General features: G+C 50.4%; 18 protein-coding genes. 8 read left to right on the top strand and 10 right to left on the bottom strand.

Annotation, left to right across the window (positions count from 1 at the left end):
• The first annotated feature begins 29 nt into the window (after nt 1-29).
• Complete coding sequence (locus ICL55_RS03500; protein WP_188094647.1) at nt 30-815, top strand: hypothetical protein; 786 nt, start codon at nt 30-32, stop codon at nt 813-815.
• Nucleotides 816-830: 15 nt separating this feature from the next.
• Nucleotides 831-1,109, top strand: a complete 279-nt coding sequence (locus ICL55_RS03495; RefSeq protein WP_188094646.1) for a hypothetical protein — start codon at nt 831-833, stop codon at nt 1,107-1,109.
• A 45-nt stretch (nt 1,110-1,154) separates the two neighbouring features.
• Here ICL55_RS03495 and ICL55_RS03490 read toward each other — a convergent pair whose 3' ends face one another.
• From ICL55_RS03490 to ICL55_RS03470, 5 genes are all read right to left on the bottom strand, one after another.
• Nucleotides 1,155-1,781: a DUF2306 domain-containing protein gene (locus ICL55_RS03490; RefSeq protein WP_188094645.1), complete on the bottom strand. Its 627-nt coding sequence runs from the start codon at nt 1,779-1,781 to the stop codon at nt 1,155-1,157.
• A 74-nt stretch (nt 1,782-1,855) separates the two neighbouring features.
• A complete protein-coding gene (locus tag ICL55_RS03485; protein ID WP_188094644.1) occupies nt 1,856-2,218 on the bottom strand; it encodes a winged helix-turn-helix transcriptional regulator in 363 nt (120 codons plus the stop codon).
• A gap of 72 nt (nt 2,219-2,290) precedes the next feature.
• Nucleotides 2,291-2,965 (bottom strand): hypothetical protein, encoded by a 675-nt coding sequence (locus ICL55_RS03480; RefSeq protein ID WP_188094643.1) that lies wholly within the window; start codon nt 2,963-2,965, stop codon nt 2,291-2,293.
• A complete protein-coding gene (locus ICL55_RS03475) occupies nt 2,965-3,498 on the bottom strand; it encodes an RNA polymerase sigma factor (protein WP_188095678.1) in 534 nt (177 codons plus the stop codon). The genes ICL55_RS03480 and ICL55_RS03475 overlap by 1 nt, the downstream gene beginning before the upstream one ends.
• 50 nt (nt 3,499-3,548) lie before the next feature.
• Nucleotides 3,549-4,376, bottom strand: a complete 828-nt coding sequence (locus tag ICL55_RS03470; RefSeq protein ID WP_188094642.1) for a hypothetical protein — start codon at nt 4,374-4,376, stop codon at nt 3,549-3,551.
• A gap of 189 nt (nt 4,377-4,565) precedes the next feature.
• Here ICL55_RS03470 and ICL55_RS03465 point away from each other — a divergent pair, with 189 nt between their 5' ends.
• Nucleotides 4,566-5,009, top strand: coding sequence for a lipocalin-like domain-containing protein (locus ICL55_RS03465; RefSeq protein ID WP_188094641.1), 444 nt, complete (start codon nt 4,566-4,568; stop codon nt 5,007-5,009).
• A gap of 60 nt (nt 5,010-5,069) precedes the next feature.
• Nucleotides 5,070-5,822: a leucine-rich repeat domain-containing protein gene (locus tag ICL55_RS03460; protein WP_188094640.1), complete on the top strand. Its 753-nt coding sequence runs from the start codon at nt 5,070-5,072 to the stop codon at nt 5,820-5,822.
• A 1-nt stretch (nt 5,823) separates the two neighbouring features.
• Here the strand turns inward: ICL55_RS03460 and ICL55_RS03455 are convergent, their stop codons facing one another.
• The 4 genes from ICL55_RS03455 to ICL55_RS03440 form a co-directional block, all read right to left on the bottom strand.
• Complete coding sequence (locus tag ICL55_RS03455) at nt 5,824-6,855, bottom strand: RNA ligase family protein (protein WP_188094639.1); 1,032 nt, start codon at nt 6,853-6,855, stop codon at nt 5,824-5,826.
• Between the two features lie 64 nt (nt 6,856-6,919).
• Nucleotides 6,920-7,837 carry a DUF6268 family outer membrane beta-barrel protein gene (locus ICL55_RS03450; RefSeq protein WP_223151292.1) on the bottom strand — a complete coding sequence of 306 codons (918 nt, stop codon included), beginning with the start codon at nt 7,835-7,837 and terminating at the stop codon, nt 6,920-6,922.
• A gap of 71 nt (nt 7,838-7,908) precedes the next feature.
• Nucleotides 7,909-8,748, bottom strand: coding sequence for an AraC family transcriptional regulator (locus ICL55_RS03445; protein ID WP_188094638.1), 840 nt, complete (start codon nt 8,746-8,748; stop codon nt 7,909-7,911).
• Between the two features lie 91 nt (nt 8,749-8,839).
• Nucleotides 8,840-9,265 carry a MarR family winged helix-turn-helix transcriptional regulator gene (locus tag ICL55_RS03440; RefSeq protein WP_188094637.1) on the bottom strand — a complete coding sequence of 142 codons (426 nt, stop codon included), beginning with the start codon at nt 9,263-9,265 and terminating at the stop codon, nt 8,840-8,842.
• Between the two features lie 55 nt (nt 9,266-9,320).
• Between ICL55_RS03440 and ICL55_RS03435 the strand changes: the two genes are divergently transcribed.
• A complete protein-coding gene (locus tag ICL55_RS03435) occupies nt 9,321-11,573 on the top strand; it encodes an ATP-binding cassette domain-containing protein (RefSeq protein WP_188094636.1) in 2,253 nt (750 codons plus the stop codon).
• Between the two features lie 10 nt (nt 11,574-11,583).
• On the opposite strand, the gene ICL55_RS03430 is transcribed toward ICL55_RS03435, so the two are convergent.
• Nucleotides 11,584-12,177 (bottom strand): pyridoxine/pyridoxamine 5'-phosphate oxidase, encoded by a 594-nt coding sequence (locus tag ICL55_RS03430; RefSeq protein ID WP_223151290.1) that lies wholly within the window; start codon nt 12,175-12,177, stop codon nt 11,584-11,586.
• Between the two features lie 175 nt (nt 12,178-12,352).
• Here ICL55_RS03430 and ICL55_RS03425 point away from each other — a divergent pair, with 175 nt between their 5' ends.
• The 3 genes from ICL55_RS03425 (at nt 12,353) to ICL55_RS03415 (ending at nt 20,603) form a co-directional block, all read left to right on the top strand.
• Nucleotides 12,353-12,721, top strand: coding sequence for a hypothetical protein (locus ICL55_RS03425; RefSeq protein WP_188094635.1), 369 nt, complete (start codon nt 12,353-12,355; stop codon nt 12,719-12,721).
• A gap of 227 nt (nt 12,722-12,948) precedes the next feature.
• A complete protein-coding gene (locus tag ICL55_RS03420; protein WP_188094634.1) occupies nt 12,949-14,178 on the top strand; it encodes a cytochrome P450 in 1,230 nt (409 codons plus the stop codon).
• Nucleotides 14,179-14,687: 509 nt separating this feature from the next.
• A complete protein-coding gene (locus tag ICL55_RS03415) occupies nt 14,688-20,603 on the top strand; it encodes an RHS repeat-associated core domain-containing protein (protein WP_188094633.1) in 5,916 nt (1,971 codons plus the stop codon).
• Nucleotides 20,604-20,630: the final 27 nt, after the last annotated feature.

The following is a 20,630-nucleotide window of genomic DNA, read 5'->3' as shown; positions in this document are numbered from 1 at the left end:
AGCTTTAGCGCCGGGAAACAAAAACCGATATGAAAAGATTCGCTTTATTATTTCTTGTAATGTTTTCTGTGTCCGGGTATGCCCAGAACACCATCAATAGCTACAAATACGTGCTGATACCCGAACGGTTTGATTTTTCGCGGGAAGACAATCAGTATGGTCTGAACACGCTGGCGAAGATGTTGCTGGAAGAAAAAGGTTTCACCGCCTATTTTGACAACACAGAACTTCCGAAGGAGCTGGCAGGCAATAAGTGCGAGGCACTGAAAGCAGAGGTAACACAGCGGAAAGCATTGTTCGCCACCAACCTGACACTGGTGTTAAAAGACTGTCAGGGTAACATCATCTTCAAAAGTAAAGAAGGGAAAAGCCGGGAGAAAGAATTCAATACCTCTTACAATATGGCACTGAGAGATGCGTTCGCTTCACTGAAGGATGAACCGTATACGTACAACGGTACCACCCACGCGCGGACAGAAGTGGTATCAACACCAGCGCCTGCACCCGTGGCAGCAGCTCCAGCTCCAGCGCCAGCGCCCGCACCTGTGACTGCTGCACCAGCACCTGCTCCTGCCACGCCAGCAGTGAAAGATGCCGCCGGTACGTTGTATGCACAGGCAATCGCTAACGGCTACCAGTTGATCGATACCGCTCCGAAAATCGTTTTGACCCTGCTGAAAACGTCCGTACAGGATTGTTTCATTGCTGAAAACGGTGCCGTACATGGCCTGGTCGTGAAAAGAAACGGAGACTGGTATTTTGAACATTACAAAGACAATCAGCTGGTGGCAGAAAAACTGCTGATCAAATTCTAATACCTCCCCTCTCCCATGGATAGACCAAGGATATATGTGGATTTTAATGAGATGATTGCCGAAGACCTGGTATTGCTCTCACAGGAAGATACCAAACAGGACAGCGACGGTAACGTCGTACTGCTCTGCGAAGGAAAGATGATCGATATATTCATGGACGACACCAATGAACCGGGAGAAAAAGATAACCTGATGGCCAGTGGTACCGTAGAAGCGAATACCACTGGCCTTTTTCCGGTTTGTAAATGGAACTGCCGGATTGATGCCAACGGCATACGGCATGAAAGTGAATGACGACCTGAATTCAAAAGAGCTCATAGCGGCGGGGGTATAGTCGTATTATTTTAATCGCACCGCCTTGATCATTTCATAGACATACAACGGGATAGCCCATCCCAGCCAGAAAAAAGTGGGACTGATATCTTCAAAGTTACCCAACCTGTATATCACCGGCATTTTCAGTATCAGGCCAGACACTACAAAGGCCAGAGTCACAAGATAACTTCTGATCATCCAGTCTTTGTGCTGCTTGAATTTCATCTTCAATGCCAGCCAGAAAGCGATGCTGGTAGTGGTGATCCATACAGACACCCATATTTGCAGGGAGAAAGCGTAGGCCCAGTTGACCGCATAGGCTGAAGTAGAAGCCAGTACGACGGCACAGAGGCTACTGGCGAGGATGGCCAGCAGGTATAGATAACCAACGATGCGGTGCAGCCGTTTGTTGGACTGCAGTTTTTTCCAGAACTGCAATGGTCCCAATACCAGGGCACCACCGCCGGACGTAATATGCATCAGCAGAAACCATCTGACCGGAAAATATTTACCCAGTGCTTCGGGTGTCAGCTGCAGGTATGGGTCGGCTCCGTGCATGAATGTCCACGTAATAAAGAGAATGCCGAGCCACAGTAGAACATATAGGCTATCCTTCAGAGAAAAAGACCTGTCGATGAGTGTTTTATTCATGATGCTTACAGATTTATGGACACAAAACTCCGTATCCGTTCTGCAAGAATCAATAACCGAAAAATTATTCGGTATCAGGCTGCGGTCCCCGCGATGGCCTGTTTCACCTGCTCTCCATATTTCTTTCCCCAGTTGTCGATGGCTGCTACCAGCGGAATCAGCGACATGCCCAACTCGGTGAGGGTGTAATGGGAGCGCAGCGGAAAACCAGTCCCGGCGTGTTTTTCCACCACGCCCATGGCTTCCAGTTCCCGGAGCTGCATATCCAGCACCCGCGGAGACGCTTCGGTAATGAGACGATGCATTTCGCTGGGCCGTTGATAGCCCTTATGGATCATATCGATGATGCAGGGTTTCCATTTAGCGCCCAGTACCTGCATGTATACGGTGATGCCACAGTCCATGTCTACCGGTATCTTACGTTCGTAAGTAAACATATTATAGGTTTTTCGTCAGGGACAAAGTAACGATATTTCATGAAAAAAGAAGTTAGCCTGCTTTACAAATTCCTAGTTCTTTTTCCCGGAAGAATCTTTTTGCACCGATATCCGGTAATCATCCGGCGTGATTCCTTTTACGCCCCGTGGCTTTTTAACGGGAACGGTCTGCACGGTGTCTGTCTCCAGCGGAAGATACCGCTGATGTTGTATGACGGGAGAATCCACCACGGGTGGCGGCACAACTTGTCTTGCTGAAGAATCCAATGGTGGAGCACCCGGTGGCGGCACCTCTATCAGGGAGATGCTATCTTTTTTAAGGATGACCGGAACAGCTTTCTTTTCTACCGGCGTTATGGTGGTATTACTGTCGGGTGGCGCTGGCGCATGTGTTTCCGGAATGGCTTTTACAGGTGCCGTCTTTTCCGGTGTGGGTGTCTGGTGACTGGTGTACCACCATAGTGCTGTGGCAGCAGCTGCGGCGCCGGCAAAACCATACCAGCCTTTACTGAGATATTGTATAATGCTTTTCTTCGCCGCTGCTTGATGAGGGGTATTGTTTTCTGTAGGGTGATTGTCTGTTTGTTGATTGTCTTTGGCATCATCTGAGGAATGATCATCCGGTGTGTCTGCAACCGCATCCAACTGCAACGCAATGCTCGCCCAAATGCTGTCCGCCATATCGGGAACGGGCACCTGGTCCAGCTTCGCTGCTATTAATTTTTCGTATGGAGTGGTTGTATTCACTAAACCTTTGTTGCTGTTAATTTTTGCTGAAGAATTTTTCTTGCCTCACTCAGATGCCATTTACTGGTTCCTTCACTGATGTTCAATTGCGTGGCAATTTCCCGGTGCGTGTAACCATCAATGGCATACAACACAAAGACCGCATGCGTGGCAGGTGGTAGCTTCCGTACCAGCTGCAGGATGTCCGCGGCATCTGTTTTTTCGATTATACTGTTATTGACGGAAGGCTCTTCCACCGCTTCCAGTTCGAGGCTGGTGAAGCGGCTCCGTTGTTTGACGACATCCAGCGCTTCGTTGATGACGATTTTTTTCAACCAGCCGTGGAAGTTACCTTTCGTTTCATCAAAGGTGTGCAGACTCCGGAACATCTTCACAAAGGCATGACACAGGATGTCCCCTGCTTCATGCTCATCGTTGGCATAACGCATAGCAATGGCCATGGCAAAGCCATAGAGCTGCCTGTACAGCTGCTCCTGTGCTTTCCTGTTGCCCTGGCGGCAATCTGCGATAATATGCTTTAAATCCTGTTCCAGTTGTCTGTCAAACCGTTTAGTACTATTGTCTCATTAAATCCCAGGGCCGGCTACCACTTGGTGTCATGCACTTTTCTTGCAAACAGCGCGGTGGTAATGGCGCTCACGTTCAGCTTCTCTGCGGGGGACAGTTCATTATAAAACCAGACATTCCGGTCAATCAGGTCGATGATGGCGATCACGCCGTCCCTGGTGCTGAGCTCATACCCCGACATCATCTTAAAAAGCAACTGCCCTGTTTTGCCGTTGGACAGCTCCGTTTTTTTAATGCTGAGCGGTTTGATATGGATCGTGTCAATACCGTTGGTGGCCATCCCTTCGTCTTCCTGTTTAATAAAAGCGAAAGGGTTCTTGTCGTTCTGTTCTTTCCGGTCGTATATGTTGGTCATCACCAGCTCCCAGTTCTTACTCTCCTGTGTGGTATCTACGCTGATCAACGCGGAGAAAATATACCGGTGTTCCTGTAATACTTCAAAACCACTCAATATATTACGATTATCGGTGGTTTCATATTCATGTTTTCTGGTCATCTGCCGTTCGTGGGCAAATATCTCCACGGTGTTGCGCCCGTCGGTAATGGCATAGCGGAACTTCGCCTTTTCATTTTCTACCGTTTCAGATTTCGAAATGCCCGCCTGGTTCAGTAACAGGTTCTCCCAGAAAAAACCATGGACCGGGCCCCATCCCGGGTAACTGACATGCACCCCTCTTTTTATTTTTGAAGTGGTAAAATTAGCAAACGACATCCTGTTGCCTCTCGCACCGGTCACATGCTGCATGGTGGCCTGCTCTTTGAATTTGTCCGGCACGGCCAGTTTCATGGAGGTGCCACAACCCATCAAACAGATCCCGCTAAATAGTAATACCGCGTTTTTCATCTTATTACTGCTCTATTAATGTATTACAAATACTAATATGTAAAATTACCGCATATACGGATATCAACATCAATACCCTTATTTTTTGTCAAAGGTTGGGTAATCCTCCAAAAAAATATTTTTTCTTTTTTCCCCAACCCTTTGGTCTGCACCAGGGGTACTACTGTAAAATCCACTCAAACGAAATATATGAAAACAATGACCATCAAATGCACCGCCACTGTACTCATCGCTTCCGCCCTGCTGTTTTCCTGTAAAAAAGAAAAAAGCAGCCCTTCCGGCTGTGATATCAGCGTGACCGGCCTTTCCGGCTCCTACAAACTGACCGCCCTGCAATACCGGGAAAGTGCCACCGCCACGCCCGTTGATTATCTCACCTATCTGGAAGACTGTGAAAAGGACGATATCATGGAGCTGAAAAGCAACGGCACCTATACCTACCACGACGCCGGCACCGTTTGCCAGGAACAGACCGTAGACCACGGCACCTGGGAAGTGAAAGGCAATACCCTCACCAGCGACGGCAAACTACAGGGCACCATCGCCAGCTACGATTGTAAAACACTGGTATATTATGTGGAAGGCGCTTTAACGAAAGGCGATAAACTGACCTATACGATGGTGAAACAATAACCATCTTTTTTATGGGAAACCTCCGGGAAACATCTCCGGAGGCTTCCCGTAAAAAACAGTATGTTTGGAACGATCAAAGGAGATATCGGGATGAACATATCGAAAGTCAAACTGGACAAACAAGACAGGCACTCTCCTGCCTGGCAGAAATTGTGTGAATACATTAAAATCGTGGCGGATGAGCAACGGGAGGAGTTCGCGCCCCGCGAGTTTCTCGGAGCAGATCTTTTTGCGCAGATATATACGCTGCCGGAAACCATCGGTACGCTCACCCGGGTAAAACGGGTACGGCTATATGGCAGCAACCTGAAACGAATTCCGCCGGAGATTGGTGAAATGAGCGCACTTGAAAACTTCGACCCCTATACGTCGTATGATCTCTGCTGGTTTCCCTACGAAATTACCCGCTGCAAAAACCTCCGGGACAGCAGAATAAGCACCCGTGCTTTATATGGGAACTACAAACACCGGAAACCTTTTCCCGACCTGCGTGACAATCCTGTCCGGTACTTTAGCGAAACGGTCCGCTGCAGCTGCTGCCGCAGGGAACTGTCCTACCAGGAAGTCAATCAGGCCTGGATCAGCCTTTGCATAGGGACCGATGTGGTGCCTTTATTAGTCAATCTCTGTTCGGAAGCCTGCGAGCGACAGCTACCAACGCCTCCGCCCCATTATCTTCCGTATGCCCATAAAGGCGGGCCGGACTTAAAACAGCCGCCCCGCGGGATACCTTATACCAAAAGCAGGAAGGAGGAAATACCAGCAGCTGAAGAACCGCTGCTGAAATTCATCAGAAAAAACCGGGAAAAATAATTCAGGACCGGCATTCAGCTATTAACACTGCTATGCGGGCAGCGACACGCTCCCTCACCCAGCGGCGGTCCTGCTCGTCCAGATCAGCAAGGATATTGCCGTTGTCCTCATTGAAATCTACCCATACATCTTCCAGAAATTCCTGTCTGATCTCCTCCTGCCGTTGTGGATTGGCGATATCCGGCCGGCCTGTCTTTGACAAGACACTGTCCAGTCGGTTGCTGGTGACATAACGCGCCATTTCGGCCACCAGGAAAGAAAGCTGCTCCGACCGGGACGTTACCTCGGGGATAAACGACCACTTCTCTGCCTCGTGGAATTTCTGCTCCTCGTCAAACTCCGGATTTTTCAGCTTGATGACCGGACGTATATCCAGCGTAGTGAGCCCCGAATGGTGCAGCGGCTTGATCACCACGCCTTCTATCAGGTTAAACGGCAGCTCGGGCAGTTGCAACTGCGCGGGGATGCCGGAAACAATGCGGGTATCAAAATTCAGCGCTTCGTTCCACTTACCGGCAAAGAGCACCTTCGCGTAGAAGATGCCAAACTGTTCGAAGTAGGTGACCGCGGTATCATAATCGATATAACGTTTAGTGCCGTCGGCAGTTTCCACGGCAATATCGAAAGCGCAGAACCGCACTACCGGGCTGTAATACACGCCCGTCTGGATGGCCTGCACCTGTGGGTCCGGTGTTACATCAGGATGTGGGTATTTCCCGCCAAACAGTTCTCCGTAGAGGATGTACCGTTGTGCCGGCACATCCTGCCTCAGCTGCTCAAAGAGGCGAACGATCCGCTCTTCCATACCGGCCACCACCGCCTGGAAACCGAAAAAATCGTCGCTCCATTGCAGATAGGCTTTCCGTTTGGCAAATGATAACTGATGATCTTCGTACACAAAGCTGAAGTTGGCGCCATGTACTTTCTCTGTCACTGCCCATTTAAGTTTATTGAGGTCTTGCATCGTTTTCTCTGACAGGTGAAGGCCTTTCAGACTTTTGGGCATTTTTTCGTATTCGGAGTGTTTGTTCATTTTTTATCGGGATGGCCCGTGGTTAACAGCGGCAAAAATAAACAATTCCTCCCACAAACAGTGGCTACTTCAACCGATAGGTGATCATGGCTTTGCCGTAGGCGGTATTGTCGATGCCGAAATTGCGGATGGTGTCATGACCGGGACTGAAGAGTTTATAACTGCCAGCCAGCCCTATACCGCCCTGCAACTGGAACCAGAAGTTTTTATAAATGCGCTGGTTAAACTGTAGGCCGGCATGAATAGTGGAGAACTGCGCATAGTCGATTTCCCTGCCTTCAAAGTCCGTATAGTTCTTCAGGTTATAGCGGGTCCAGTCGATGGCCCCTGCGATGCCTACCTGTGTATTGGGCGTTAGGTTATAGACCACGTTGAGCCGGGGCCAATAGAACTGGCCCACCCATTTGCCATTGTTGCTTTTATAGTCGACGGAGATGCCGGGAGTGAACAGGAATTCCCGGAAGGAGTACATGACATGCAAGCCGAAACCCACTTCCAGATTAGATTTTTTGCCGAACCTTTTAGACACGCCATAGATACCGTCCACGATCAGGTCATCTGAAGAAAGCCCGCTTTTGAAATCAGCTGCCACCGTAGGAATGAGTATCCCTAAAACAGACCATTTCTTCGCAATAGGATGTCTGACGATCATCACCGCTTTCACCTCATGAATTTTGTCCAGCTGATAAAGGTGTCCGGTATTTTTCTGGTCGAAAGAAAAATCCATCCGGCGGTAGTGGATGTTCGTGAAGAGCTGTGTTTTTCCGAAGTGCATGGGGGGTAACGACAACCACGCGTCGTAGGTATTGTATTTAAATTTGTTGCCATTCAGACCGCTTCCCTCCGGGAGATCGTTGAACTGACTTTCTCCATGGGCGGTCACCGATACTCCGGCTACATCTTTGATCGTTTGCGCGAAAATACCTTTCGAATAAAATACCAACAGACTGATGAGCAATGACTGATGCAATGAGCGTTTCATGTTTTCCTTTAATTTGATAACACGAAGGTCGCCCGCGGCCGGCGCTTGTTGTAGAACAGAATCTACCTTTATCAGGACAAACTTTGCACGAGAGAAGCCCTGTATTCGGAAGGTGTGAGGTGGGTGATCTTCTTAAAAAGACGACCGAAATAACCGGGGTCTTCGTAGTTCAGCTCAAAAGCCACAGCGGCAATATCTTTCGTAAAATCCTGTAACAAAAGCTGGCTATGCAGGATGTTCACTTTGTTGATCCACTCTTTGGGCGCCGTGCCTAAAGTCTGTTGCACACAGCGGTTCAGATAGTTCACCGAAACAGCCAGTTTATCTACATAAAAGGAAACCGCTCTTTGTTCCACATGGTGTTTATAGACCAGTTCCTTAAACGCAAAAGTGATTTCGCTGCTGCGGGTCACTGATTTATGTTGGCCGTTATCAGCCGCGATGATTTTCATGAGCGCTGCCTGGAAGAGGGAGTAGCAGATGCCGATGTCGGGAGTGAACTGATACAGTTCGCGGGTGAGCAATCCAAAGAGCGGTGTAAGCCAATGGCTGGTGTCATCGGGCAGGTGTACCACCGTGCCGGTGCTGAACAGGTGTATCAGCTTTTCTTTGGACAACAGATGATGCAGGGTGCTTTCTTCAAACACCACCACGTATCCTTCCACGTCGTCACTGGTTTCCAGCAGGGCGGTTACATTGCCCTGTTTTACGAAGAGGACATCATGGGGGCCGATATGTTTTACCGCAGCGTCTACCTGCTGACTGGCATGCCCCTGTGTGAGGTGAACGATAAAATTGTAGTCGGGCCGGTAAAGCGGCGTTGGCAGGCTGATCATCCCGGCTGTCTCCCGGATATCGAATATCTGTAGCGGCGTGCCCAGGGTTTTGAAAACCGGGGGTATACCGGACATATACCAGCGTTCAAATTCAATTGGCTTAACAGTTTTTATTTTCATATGTCAGATGGCAATATCCAGATGACACGTGAACGCTTTCTTACCCCTATTCTTCCTTCAGTATATCTACCACTTTCCGGAGGATGCGGGTAAACTGTTCCAGTTCTTTTTTAGGCAGCATGCCGCTGATACGCGTAGTAACGCTGTGGCGTTGGTTTTCCGAGCCGTCAACCAGTAGTTTTCCTTTGCTCGTCACTTCCAGCAGGAAATTCCGACGATCTTCCGGCAGCTGCTTCTGAACAAGCAGTTTTTTCTCCAGCAATAGCTTTACATGACGGGAAATGGCCGGGGCGCTGATATGAAATTTCTGTGCCAGCGTTTTGCTGTTGGCAGGGCCTTTGCGGTACAGGTATTCCACGATGTTGTAATGCGTAGCGCCGACCCCGTTATAATCTCCGCTGTTGACCTGCGCAATGACATAACACTGGAAATCGGTATAGGTATCGAAAAAGGCTTTTTGTACTTTTTCCATTAGTTAAAATTATTTAACTTAGTTAACTATTTACAAAGTTAATAAAAATTAACCCATGAACCCGATAAAGATCACCGGCGCCCGTCAGCACAATCTGAAAAACCTTACGTTAGAAATTCCCAAAGGCAGGATCACCGTTTTTACCGGCGTATCCGGATCGGGGAAATCGTCGCTGGTATTCAGGACCATCGGGGCAGAGGCGCAGCGACAGATGAGTGAGATGCAGCACAGCTTTGTACGCAGCAGGATGGAGCATCTGGGCGTACCGGATGTGGACAGCATCGAACATCTGAACGTACCGGTGATCATTAACCAGAAACGTTTAGGCGGCAACGTGCGCTCCACCGTGGGGACCGCCACGGACATCTACACCTCGCTGCGATTGCTGTTTTCACGGGTAGGCAAGCCATTCGTAGGCTACGCCAATATCTTTTCGTTCAACCACCCACAGGGCATGTGCCCCGTTTGTGGCGGCATCGGGCAAACACGGCAGATAGACATCCACCGGTTGATAGACACCTCCAAATCGCTGAATGAAGGGGCCATCCGCTTCCCTACCTTTCAGCCCGGCGGCTACCGCTGGCTACGGTATGCTGCCTCCGGGTATTTTGACAATGATAAAAAACTCGCCGACTATACGGAGCAGGAGTGGCAAATATTATTGCATGCTGAAGAGCATGTACCACCCAACCCCTCTCCCCAATGGGGCAAAACCGTGCGTTATACCGGTATCATCCCCCGGCTGGAAAGGGACATCCTGAAAAAAGACTCCAAAGAGCTGCGCCTGCGCGAAAAAGAAATCAGCCGGATTGTAAAGGAGCAGTCCTGCCCTGCCTGTCACGGGAAACGGCTAAACGAAAAAGTCCTCTCCTGTAAAATAGGCGGACGGGATATTGCCGACTGTGCCGCCATGCCGGTAGATGAACTACTGGCGTTTGTCAGCCCCATACAGGCCCAGGGATACGAGACCATTGTCGCTGAACTGGTGAAAAAACTGCAACACATGGTGACCATCGGTTTAGCTTATCTCACCCTCGACCGCGTAACGCCTACCCTCTCCGGTGGCGAATCACAGCGCATTAAGATGGTGCGGCAGCTGGACAGTAGCCTGGAAAATCTGCTGTATATTTTTGATGAGCCCAGTATAGGCCTGCATCCTAAAGACCTGGACAATATATCCCGTATTATTCAGAAGATCAGAGACAAAGGCAACACGGTGCTGCTGGTAGAGCATGATCCGGACCTCATCCGCATTGCCGATCATGTGATGGACATGGGCCCCGGCTCCGGCACCCACGGCGGCGAAATCATTTACCAGGGCAGCTTTGACGGTCTGCGTAAGAGCGAAGGAAAAACCGGCGGCTATTTCGCGCGACACAAAACATACAACCAGCATCCGCGGCCCTTCACCCACACACTGACCATCCGTAACGCCCGGCTACACAATCTGCAAAATGTTACCGTGCAGATACCGCTACAGGTACTGACCGTCGTTACCGGCGTGGCCGGCTCCGGCAAAAGCACGCTGATCAGCGAGATATTACCACAGCAGCATCCGGAGATCACATTGATTGACCAGTCCGGTATTGCCGGCCATTCCAAGTCGAACCTGCTCACCTATCTCGGCATCTCTGATATCATCCGCAACCTGTTTGCCCGTGCCAATGGCGTCAGCAACAAACTGTTTAGCCGTAACAGTGAGGGCGCCTGCCCCAACTGCAGAGGGCTGGGCATGGAGAAGATAGACCTGGCATTTATGGACGATGTGGAGATACCCTGCGAAGTATGCGGTGGCAGCGGCTTCCGGCCGGAAGTGCTGGCATACCATTACCGAAATAAGTCCATCGCTGAGGTAATGGACCTCACCGTGGAAGAAGCGACCGTCTTTTTTGCGGAGCAGCAGGAGCTCCGTCGCCACTTCACCATGTTGCACGACCTGGGCATGGGTTACCTCACGCTCGGGCAACGACTGGACACCTTCTCCGGCGGCGAGTTACAACGACTGAAACTGAGTACCCAACTAAAGGACCAACACTCGGTAGTGGTGCTGGATGAACCCAGTACCGGCCTGCATCCCGCCGATACCGAGAAATTGCTGGCGCTGTTTAACAAACTGATCGCTGCCGGACATACGTTGATCGTGATCGAACATAATCTCGATATCATAGCCTGCGCCGACTGGATCATTGATATGGGGCCGGGCGCCGGCAAAGACGGTGGGCACCTTACTTTTGAAGGAACAGTGGCCGATCTGCTGCAACATTCAGACACTGCAACAGCGACGTATATACGAAAATACCTGGCGTAGGAATATTTTGCTACGGTTGCAGTTTTTTCACCGACCACTGTCCATTTATCAGTTCATATAACGTACGGTCATGGAAACGGGATTCACTAAATACCAAAAACTCCACACGCACCGGAGCAATGCCATAGGCGCCCCAGTCGTCCGGCCGTTTGATGGTGGTAATATGCTGATCATCGGCAAGCTGATCAAACGCCTGCGTCAGTATTTCGGGCGCTGTTAACATCTCACCCTGACGGCTCACGACAGACACAATCTGGCTTTCACGGTTCCGTTCCTCAAAATAACGATCGGCCATTTCTTCGGGCAGCTGCGTGGCTACTCCCTGAATACGCACCTGCTGCGCTGTTTCAGGCCACCAAAACGTTAAAGCCACTTTATCATGGTGATTGATTTCAACGCCTTTCCTGGAGTTCAGTGCGCCGGTGACCACAAACTGTTCCTGATACACTTCTTTTAATGACACAAAACGGGCGTTCGGAAAGCCATCCAGCCCTTCGGTAGAAAGGCAGCAGGCATAAGGCAGTCGTACCTTCCGCCGTTGTATCTCCTGCTGTAGTCCCTTGTTAAACCGATCTATCATTTCCTGCAACGTTATTACTGACATAAGCGCTCTATTGATGGTTACCAATCCTTTTCCCTTACGGGGCACCCGCTAAGATAACTTATTATGCCTGTATATATATACAGGATTTCGCTGCAGTGGCATCCCATTCCCATTTTGTAGCTTTATACACACCAGATTGGAGTCCGGACCATTCATAACCTCAAAATAATTATTTATGAAAACACTCACCTGTATACTCACCGTAGTATTGTTACTGAGTGCCGCTCCATCTTCATCAGAAAAAAAAGCACCCCCTGTTAGTGGCAATGTCACCTTACGCGCCTGGTTTTATCACGCCAGTTCAGGCGCCTTTATTGATATCTGTGCCTTGCCGATATGGATGCCCCGGGCATACGTATGGGGTGATACCACCGTTAATATCAACTGCCCGTCCAGCTCTGTGGTGGTATATGTCACCGAAGGACAAACAGTATCCTGCTCTGTGGCCCTCAATCTGAAGACAAACGTCCTCGCCAGCTATCCGTATGTTGTAGACGCCGATAACATAGGCGCCGGATCAGTAGACTTAATCGTCCCGATGTAATCGTTGAATAGTCAGGCAGCCCGGAATCGGCGTCTATGCCCGTTCCGGGCTGCTCTTTTACGAAGTGAAGGGTTCCGGTGAATTGCCGGGTTAAAACAGTGGTTTATCAGCCTACAAAGTAAGTCCAGGGAAGCTTGCCGGACAACCAGGCAACACACTGCTTTTCTTCTCAGGGTTTTCCGGGAGAAGAACGTATGAGCAAGGGTCTCCTGCGGTAATTTTACAGTATGCAGGGTAACGTTTGCAACATTTCCGCAGTGGCGCAGTTTATTTTTATCGAAAACAACAAAATGCTCCCTGTTACTGTCCTCGACCTCGCACCCTGGTATCACCAGATGCGAGCGGAAAATCCGGTCCACTTCGACCCGGATTTTACTTTCTTCTATGGCGCCAAAGGCGGATGGCAGCTTTATACCTATGATGATGTGAAATGGGCGTTAAGCGACTATGAAACATTTTCCAGCGAATACCTTCCCACTACCGGCGATGACCTGCTGGGCGCGAGTATATTCGCCACCGACCCTCCCCGCCACAGAAAAGTACGCGCGCTCGTCACCAAAGCTTTTTCGCCGGCCACTATCTCCAGAATGGAAACATGGTTGTACGAACAATGCCACCAGTTGTTAACGCCGTTGCTGGCATCTGGAGAGATGAACTTTATCAGCGCTTTCGCCGCTCCCCTGCCGTGTCTCGTCATCTCCCATTTAATTGGCGTTCCCAAAGAAAACGGTCCACAGGTAACGCTCTGGACAAAAACGCTCACCGGCGATCCGACAGTGATCGGCATGGAAATATATTACCAGACCATGAGAGAGATGAGCGCTTTCCTGTCTCACCTCATCACTGAACGGGCGGCCCGGCCACAGCAGGACCTGATCACCGATCTGTTGCAGGCCGAAGTGGATGGCGAAAAACTGACCGACAAGGAAATACTGGCCACGTGCATCACACTGCTCGGTGCCGGAACCGAAACTACAGAGTCATGGCTCACAACAGCGCTTCATCTTTTTATCCAGCGTCCCGAACTGCAAGCGCACCTTGCTACTCATACCGCTGATCTTCCCAAAGCGCTTACAGAAGCGTTGCGTTTCAGATCACCGGTGATGGCGATGCCCAGAAGAGCAACACGCGATATTCTTCTTCGTGGTCAAACTATTAAGGCCGGCAGCCTCGTGAACCTTTGCCTTGCCGCAGCCAACCTGGACCCCGCCGCATTCCCCCAACCCGATGTTTTCGACATCAACCGGGACAATTCCAAAATACTCAGCTTTGGTCACAGCATCCACTATTGCATCGGTTCCATACTGGCAAAGCTGGAAACACGTATCGCCTTCGAAGTGTTGCTCAAACATATGCATCATATACGGGTAAAGCCAGGAGCAACGATCGTAAGAACGCCCAGCACGCTGGTGTACAGCTACCAGGAACTGCCTGTTATCTTCGATCCGTTCATCTGAACCGCTGATGCCATCATGGAAAGATCATCCGCACGCCACACCTTGCTCTTTTTATGATACGCAATTTTCCGGTAAAAAAAATTTTACACAGAAAAAATAAATACTTAACTTCCGATAAGTTAGTCATCCTAAGCATGGAATTAGTTAAAGACACACCACTTATACTCTGGCAGCACAACGACAATTAATCCGATCCTTAACAAAACCCAAATGCACCCTCATTTTTACCTTTACTATCGATGACCGGGACCCTGTATTAATAAAAGAAGAATTGTGGATATTCAGAAAGGACACAGACATCATACATCACTCAAAATAACCGATAACACCCTTTAACCCTACCCGTCAGGAAGGAGATGTAACATCATTGCATATCACATGCAGTTACATTCCGCCTGCCCTATCCGGGACCCAACTAATGATTTCCATACAATTTATTGTTTGACAGTTTCGGTAGGTCATCGACTTACTGAAACAAACGTTTACACTTCATCTAAAACAGCATCACAATGGGTAATTACGCAGGAAGCATTCCCGCCAGATTTTCTATTGACCATAATGGCGGCAGCAACTACACGTTCAAATTCGATGTTCCTCCGGGCATAGCCAAAATGCATCCCGATATAAGCTTCAACTACAGCAGCCTGTGGGACAACGGACCGCTGGGCATCGGATGCCAGCTCAACGGTATTTCCGTGATCGAAAGATGTGGCGCCACCATCGCCCGCGACGGATTTATAGCGGGTATCACCTTCAGCGACACTGATCGTTTGAGGTTAGATCACGCCGCCTTAGTACTACGTGATGGCAACTCCTATTTTGACACCCAGGCCACTTATGAAACAGAAATTCAGTCGTGGAAAAAAGTGGTGCCCACCTATGGCAGCACCTCCGGGCGTCAGGGGCCTGACAGCTTCACCGTGTATGCGCACGACGGAAAGATCTATCAGTATGGCGCCACCGCCGATGCACAGGGTGTAGCGGCCGATAACAATCCCAATATCATGGCGTGGTACCTCTCCAGTATCACCGATACACTGGGCAATACCGTCTCCTTCTCTTATATCAACGCCGGTAAAGGATGGCGACGGTTCCCTAACCGTATCGACTATACGGCCAATAGCGGCCAAAAGGTAAGTGCCAGGCGCTCCGTGCGATTCAGTTATGAAAACAGGGACGATACAGAAACCGGCTTTGTTGCCGGATGTGAGATGCAAATAAACAACCGCCTTCATTCCCTGGCCACCTACATCGATGAAACGCTGGTCACTACCTACACGTTCACCTACGAATACAGCGCGTCCACCAAACGCAGCCGCCTCACCGCCGTTTCCCAGACCGACACCAGCGGCAATGCGCTGCCATCCACCACTTTTTCCTGGCAGGACGCTGCCTGCAATTACCAGCCGGCAGCCACCATTCCTACCCAGAATGTCAGCTGGGGCGGCACTTTTATGCCGATGGACATCAATGGCAACGGAGCGGTGGACTTTGTAAATGCCTATAGTGATACCAATGGCAACCTCAGTTTTAATATCTACCTGTCACAGCTGAATGGCAAGTTCTCAGATCCTATCCCGGTGTCCACCACCCTGCTCTACGGCGGTGAATTTATTCCCCTGGACGCCAACGGAGATGGCAAAATGGAACTGGTATACGCCACCGGGGATAACAATGCGCTCTGCCTGACACTATTTACCGCAACGCCTTCAAATGGCTCCTGGACGCTCTCTCAAGGTAGCACCCAGACCACCGCGCAATCTTTCGGCGGCAACCTGATGGCTGCTGATGTAGACGGCGACGGACTGACCGACCTGGTATACAGCTATCAGGATGGCGACAACCTGGGACTGATCGCACTTTTCTCAGATGGCACCAATTTTAATCCTTCAGGGAAACCCGGCACCACCTTCAATGCCGGATATGGCGGCACGCTGATCGTCATGGACGCCAATGCTGATGGCAGGGAAGATCTGTTATATGTAACGGAGGACAACTACAACCTTTCGTTTACCTGGTTTCTTTCATCAGGAAAAAACGGCTTCACGGAAGTGGACAATGTACTGAAAGATACGATCGCATCAGGGGGACAGCTTATTCCGCTGGACATCAACGCCGATGGTAATACAGACCTCATCTATGTGGCCGGATCAGATAATGTGAGCCTGCAAATTCTTGTCAACAACGGCCAGACCTTCAGCGCCGGTAATCAACTTGCTACCGGTTTATCATCAGGCGTCTCCGTTATGCCCGCCTCGCTGACCGCCTCGCCGGTACCTGAAATAGTCCTGACCAGTCAGCAGGGTTACGACCTCAACATCTCCGTGGTACGCATCACCAACGCACAACTGAGCATGATGATGGGCATCAACCAGTTTACTTCCGGTACCCTCTTTGGTGGTTTAATGATGCCACTTGATCTATACGGAAGGGGATTCAGTGACCTGGTATATCTGACACAGGATGATGATGTGCAAAACACCACCGCCCTCTCTCCCGGAGGACAATATCCCGATTTGTTAACCGGGATCACCGACGGCGTAGGCGCCAAATACATCATTACCTATAGTCCGCTGAGCGATCCTAACGTGTACACCTGTACGCCACCGTCCCAGTCGGGTGTGATGGAGCCCCGGGGGCTCATCCATGCGAAGGTGAGCGGCGCCTCCTATAATGTTCAGCTGTCAGGCTTCACCATACCCGGCAGTGTTGCCGGAAAAGATGTGCTCCAGCGAACGCCCATTCCGAAGTACGTTGTCCGGTCGTACGAAAAAGACGAAATCACCGGAGATAAATGGACCACCACCTACACCTACGCAGATGCCCTGATAGACCGTTCCGGGCGAGGCTGGCTCGGGTTTGGCACCGTCAGCATTTTTGATCAGTGCATGGGTACCACCGAACAGTTATCTATGCTGCAACTGTTTCCCAATACGCAGCTGGTCAGTGAGCATACCACCTTACGGACCAAAGACAACACCTACATGAAAACCGTTGCGCACAGCTATCAGACACCGCAGAAAAAAAACTCGTGGCAGATACAGGACGCCACGATTACCACCCGGCACTTCAACTTCATGAAGGATGATACATCACCCGATACCACCGTCACCGTCACCCGGCAGTTTGATGATTATGGTAACATTATCCAGGCAGACCACGACGGAAACGGGCTGGCTGCGAGGCTGACAGAAACAAGCCAATACCAAAACGACGAAACAAAGTGGATCATAGGCGCCATCACCGACCATCAGTCGTACGCCGACACCGCCCTTAGCAAGACGCTCAAAAAAGAACAATTCGAATACGATGACACCACGCATCAGCTGACGAGCCATAAGATATGGGAAAACGTTGCCAGCGTATGGCTGACGACAACATTCGGCTACGACAAATTTGGCAACCTCACTTCCCAGACAGATCCCTCCGGATTTACGATTGACATCCAGATAGAAACTGGTTTCAATACGTTTGTTGCCTCCAGAAGCGTGAAGCCGGAAAAAGGCACTACGCTGACAAAACAGTTTACCTACGAACCGGCGTTTGGCAGGCTAAAAAGCAAAACAGAAGCCAGTGGCGGCGTCACCACACAGGAAACAGATGGCATCGGCCGCATCACTTCCATCTCCAAAACAGCACCGGACCAATCCATGGTGGAAACAACACAGTACAGCTGGACGATGGACGACAAGCTGTTGTGCCGGACAACCAAAACACGTGTATCGTGGAAAGACGACAGCTGGAAAACCCTGCAGGAATACTACGACAGCGCCCAGCGAAAAGTCAGGACCAGGCATGCGGACGTATCCGGCAAACAGACCATCAGAACAGATACCGTGTATAACGAAACCGGCCTCAAAACCGATGAAACGCTGCCCTATTTTGAATCGGCAACGCCACAGCATATGACATGGGCATATGATGAGTTTGGCCGCAACACCAGCCACGTTAGTCCCGCTGCAGACAGTGGCAACGATGCGGTGACCACCAAAAAAGAATATACCAACAGCACCACGGAAAAGATAACTACCGCCGCCGACACGTCCGTGAAGCGGGTAACGGAGATCACCTGGGCCAATGGTCCCAAACGTCCGTTGCCGGTCAGCAAAAAAGACGCAGACGGTGGCCTGACCACCTACAGCTATAACGGCCTGGGGATGCTGATATCCGTCACCGATCCCAATAACAATAACACGACCATTACGTACGATACCCTGGGCCGAAAAGTGCAGGTCGTCACTTCAGCGGCTACCACAACCATTACCTACAACGATAGTGAGCGCTCCATCAAAGAAGTGATCGGCGGCAATAGCACCACTATCTACAGAGATGGCATACACAGGATCATCAAAAAAACAACGGACAAAGGAGATACCACTTTCACCTACGATGAGACCAAAGCCGCTTACGGCGCGGGTATGCTGACCAGCGTCACACTACCTACCGGAGAACAATTTGAATTCGGGTACAGTGCTGAAGGACTGGTCACCGAAAGAAAAGTGACCGCCGGAGGGAGTACCTATACCATCACCAAAACCTACACGCCCGACGCTCATACAGATACGATTACTTTCCCCGATGGCGCTGTACAAACCAACACCTATGGCAGCGGTGTACTGACACAATCCGGTTTTACTTCCGGTAGCGACGAACTGCCGGCGTTGGTAGTATATGATAAATTTGATACCAACGACCACCCCGCTTCCATTACCTATCATAACGGCGTAACAGGCACATTAGGTTATGATAATTATGGCAGAATAGCGTCTTGTGAAGTAACCGGCAACCACCAAACCCTTTTTTCCGACAACATCAGCCGCGACGCCACCGATGCAGTCGTACAAACGGGGCAGCTCTCTTCTCCCAACACGTATCTCTATGATAAAAGCGGCCGGCTACAATCCGCCACAGACAATGTCGGGTCGTTATCTTACGACTATGACACCTCTGGTAATTGCACCACACTGAACGGGCATACGGTCCAATATGAAGGCTATGCGCCAAAAAGCGGGGATACCCTTTTCTCCGCTCAATACAATTCCGCAGGGAATGTACAACAACTGCAATGCGACAATAAAACCATCACTTACAGCTATGACAGCCAACAGCAGCTCATATCTGCGAATAATTCGGCTTTTGTGTATGACTATACCGGCGCCAGGCTGAGTAAAAGCGAGTCAGGCACCACCACCTACTACATCTCGCCGGAATATGAAGTGGTGCAGTTCCCTGGCGGCGCCGTTCAACACACCTGTATTGTGAGGGCCTATGGCACCCGCGTTTATACCAAAACGATAGTGGATTCCGGAAGTCCCGCACCACAAGATGGCATTCCCGCTACCGGCAGCCTCTATTATATCGACGACTATCGCAACAGTACCCGCGTAGTGCTGGATGATAGCGGCAACGTCACCGGCACACTGGAATATGACCCGTTTGGCGGGATACGGCAAAGGACGGGCAGCAAATCCTTCCGTCATTATTTCGGCGGCGGTGAATTTGACTATGACATCAACGCCTACTATATGCGTTCCCGTTACTATGATCCGCGGCTATTGCATTTCCTCACGCCTGACGACGGGCTTGGTGGCAAACTGCTGGACCGGGACACCTACAATCTGTATGCTTACGTTTCCAGTGATCCTATGGGACTGACAGATCCTTCCGGGCATTCCTGGCTGGACTTCATTGGGCAGACCTTCCTGGACGTTGTCTCCATTGGCATAGGCATTGGCGCTATCATCATGACCGGCGGAGCGCTGGCAGGCGTTGTCGGATCAGGATTGATCGGCGCCGGCATCGGTGGCCTGGTATACGGTATTACACAGAAATCCTGGGAGAAGTCATCCGAAGAATCGTGGGGCATCCGCGGATGGGGCGGTGCTTTCCTCGTGGGCGGGCTCACCGGAGCGGCCGCCGGCGTGGCAGCCTTGTACGTTGCTCCCGCTATCATTTCAACCCTCAGCCTGGAAGCAGCGTCAGTAGGCGCTATGGGCGTCAAACTATTGACCGGCATGATCTCCGGGGCACTTGTCAGCGGCAGCGGTAAAATGCTGACCAACTGGATGAATGGTAAATCCGTTACTTCCGGACTGGGTTCTGCGGTGGTGTTCGGCATTGCTACGGCAGGAGCGTCAGGCTTCTCCTCTCTCACCGCCTCCTATTTCCTGTTTGAAGAAACCATAGAACAGGAAGCCGTGACCACCCTGGAAAACAACGAATCATCCCTGCTGGAAGGAGAAGGAGAAGGCGAAGAAATAGCACCAACACGTGAAAACACGCCGGCACCCAAACAAATAAAACGGGTGCCGATCGCTAAGCGATGGTTCAGGGAAGACAAAGCGCTGATCATGACCACCATCCGGTTTACCTGGAGCACCACAAATAAAGTCCTCACCAGCCTGCATATCATCCCCAGTTTTTAACAAAAAAATTCTCTCAAAATAAACATT

Source organism: Chitinophaga varians (assembly GCF_014529945.1).
In the GTDB taxonomy this organism is placed as follows: Bacteria; Bacteroidota; Bacteroidia; order Chitinophagales; family Chitinophagaceae; genus Chitinophaga; species Chitinophaga varians.
Note: the sequence above shows the minus strand (reverse complement) of the source record. Positions and strands in the feature narration are given on the sequence as shown.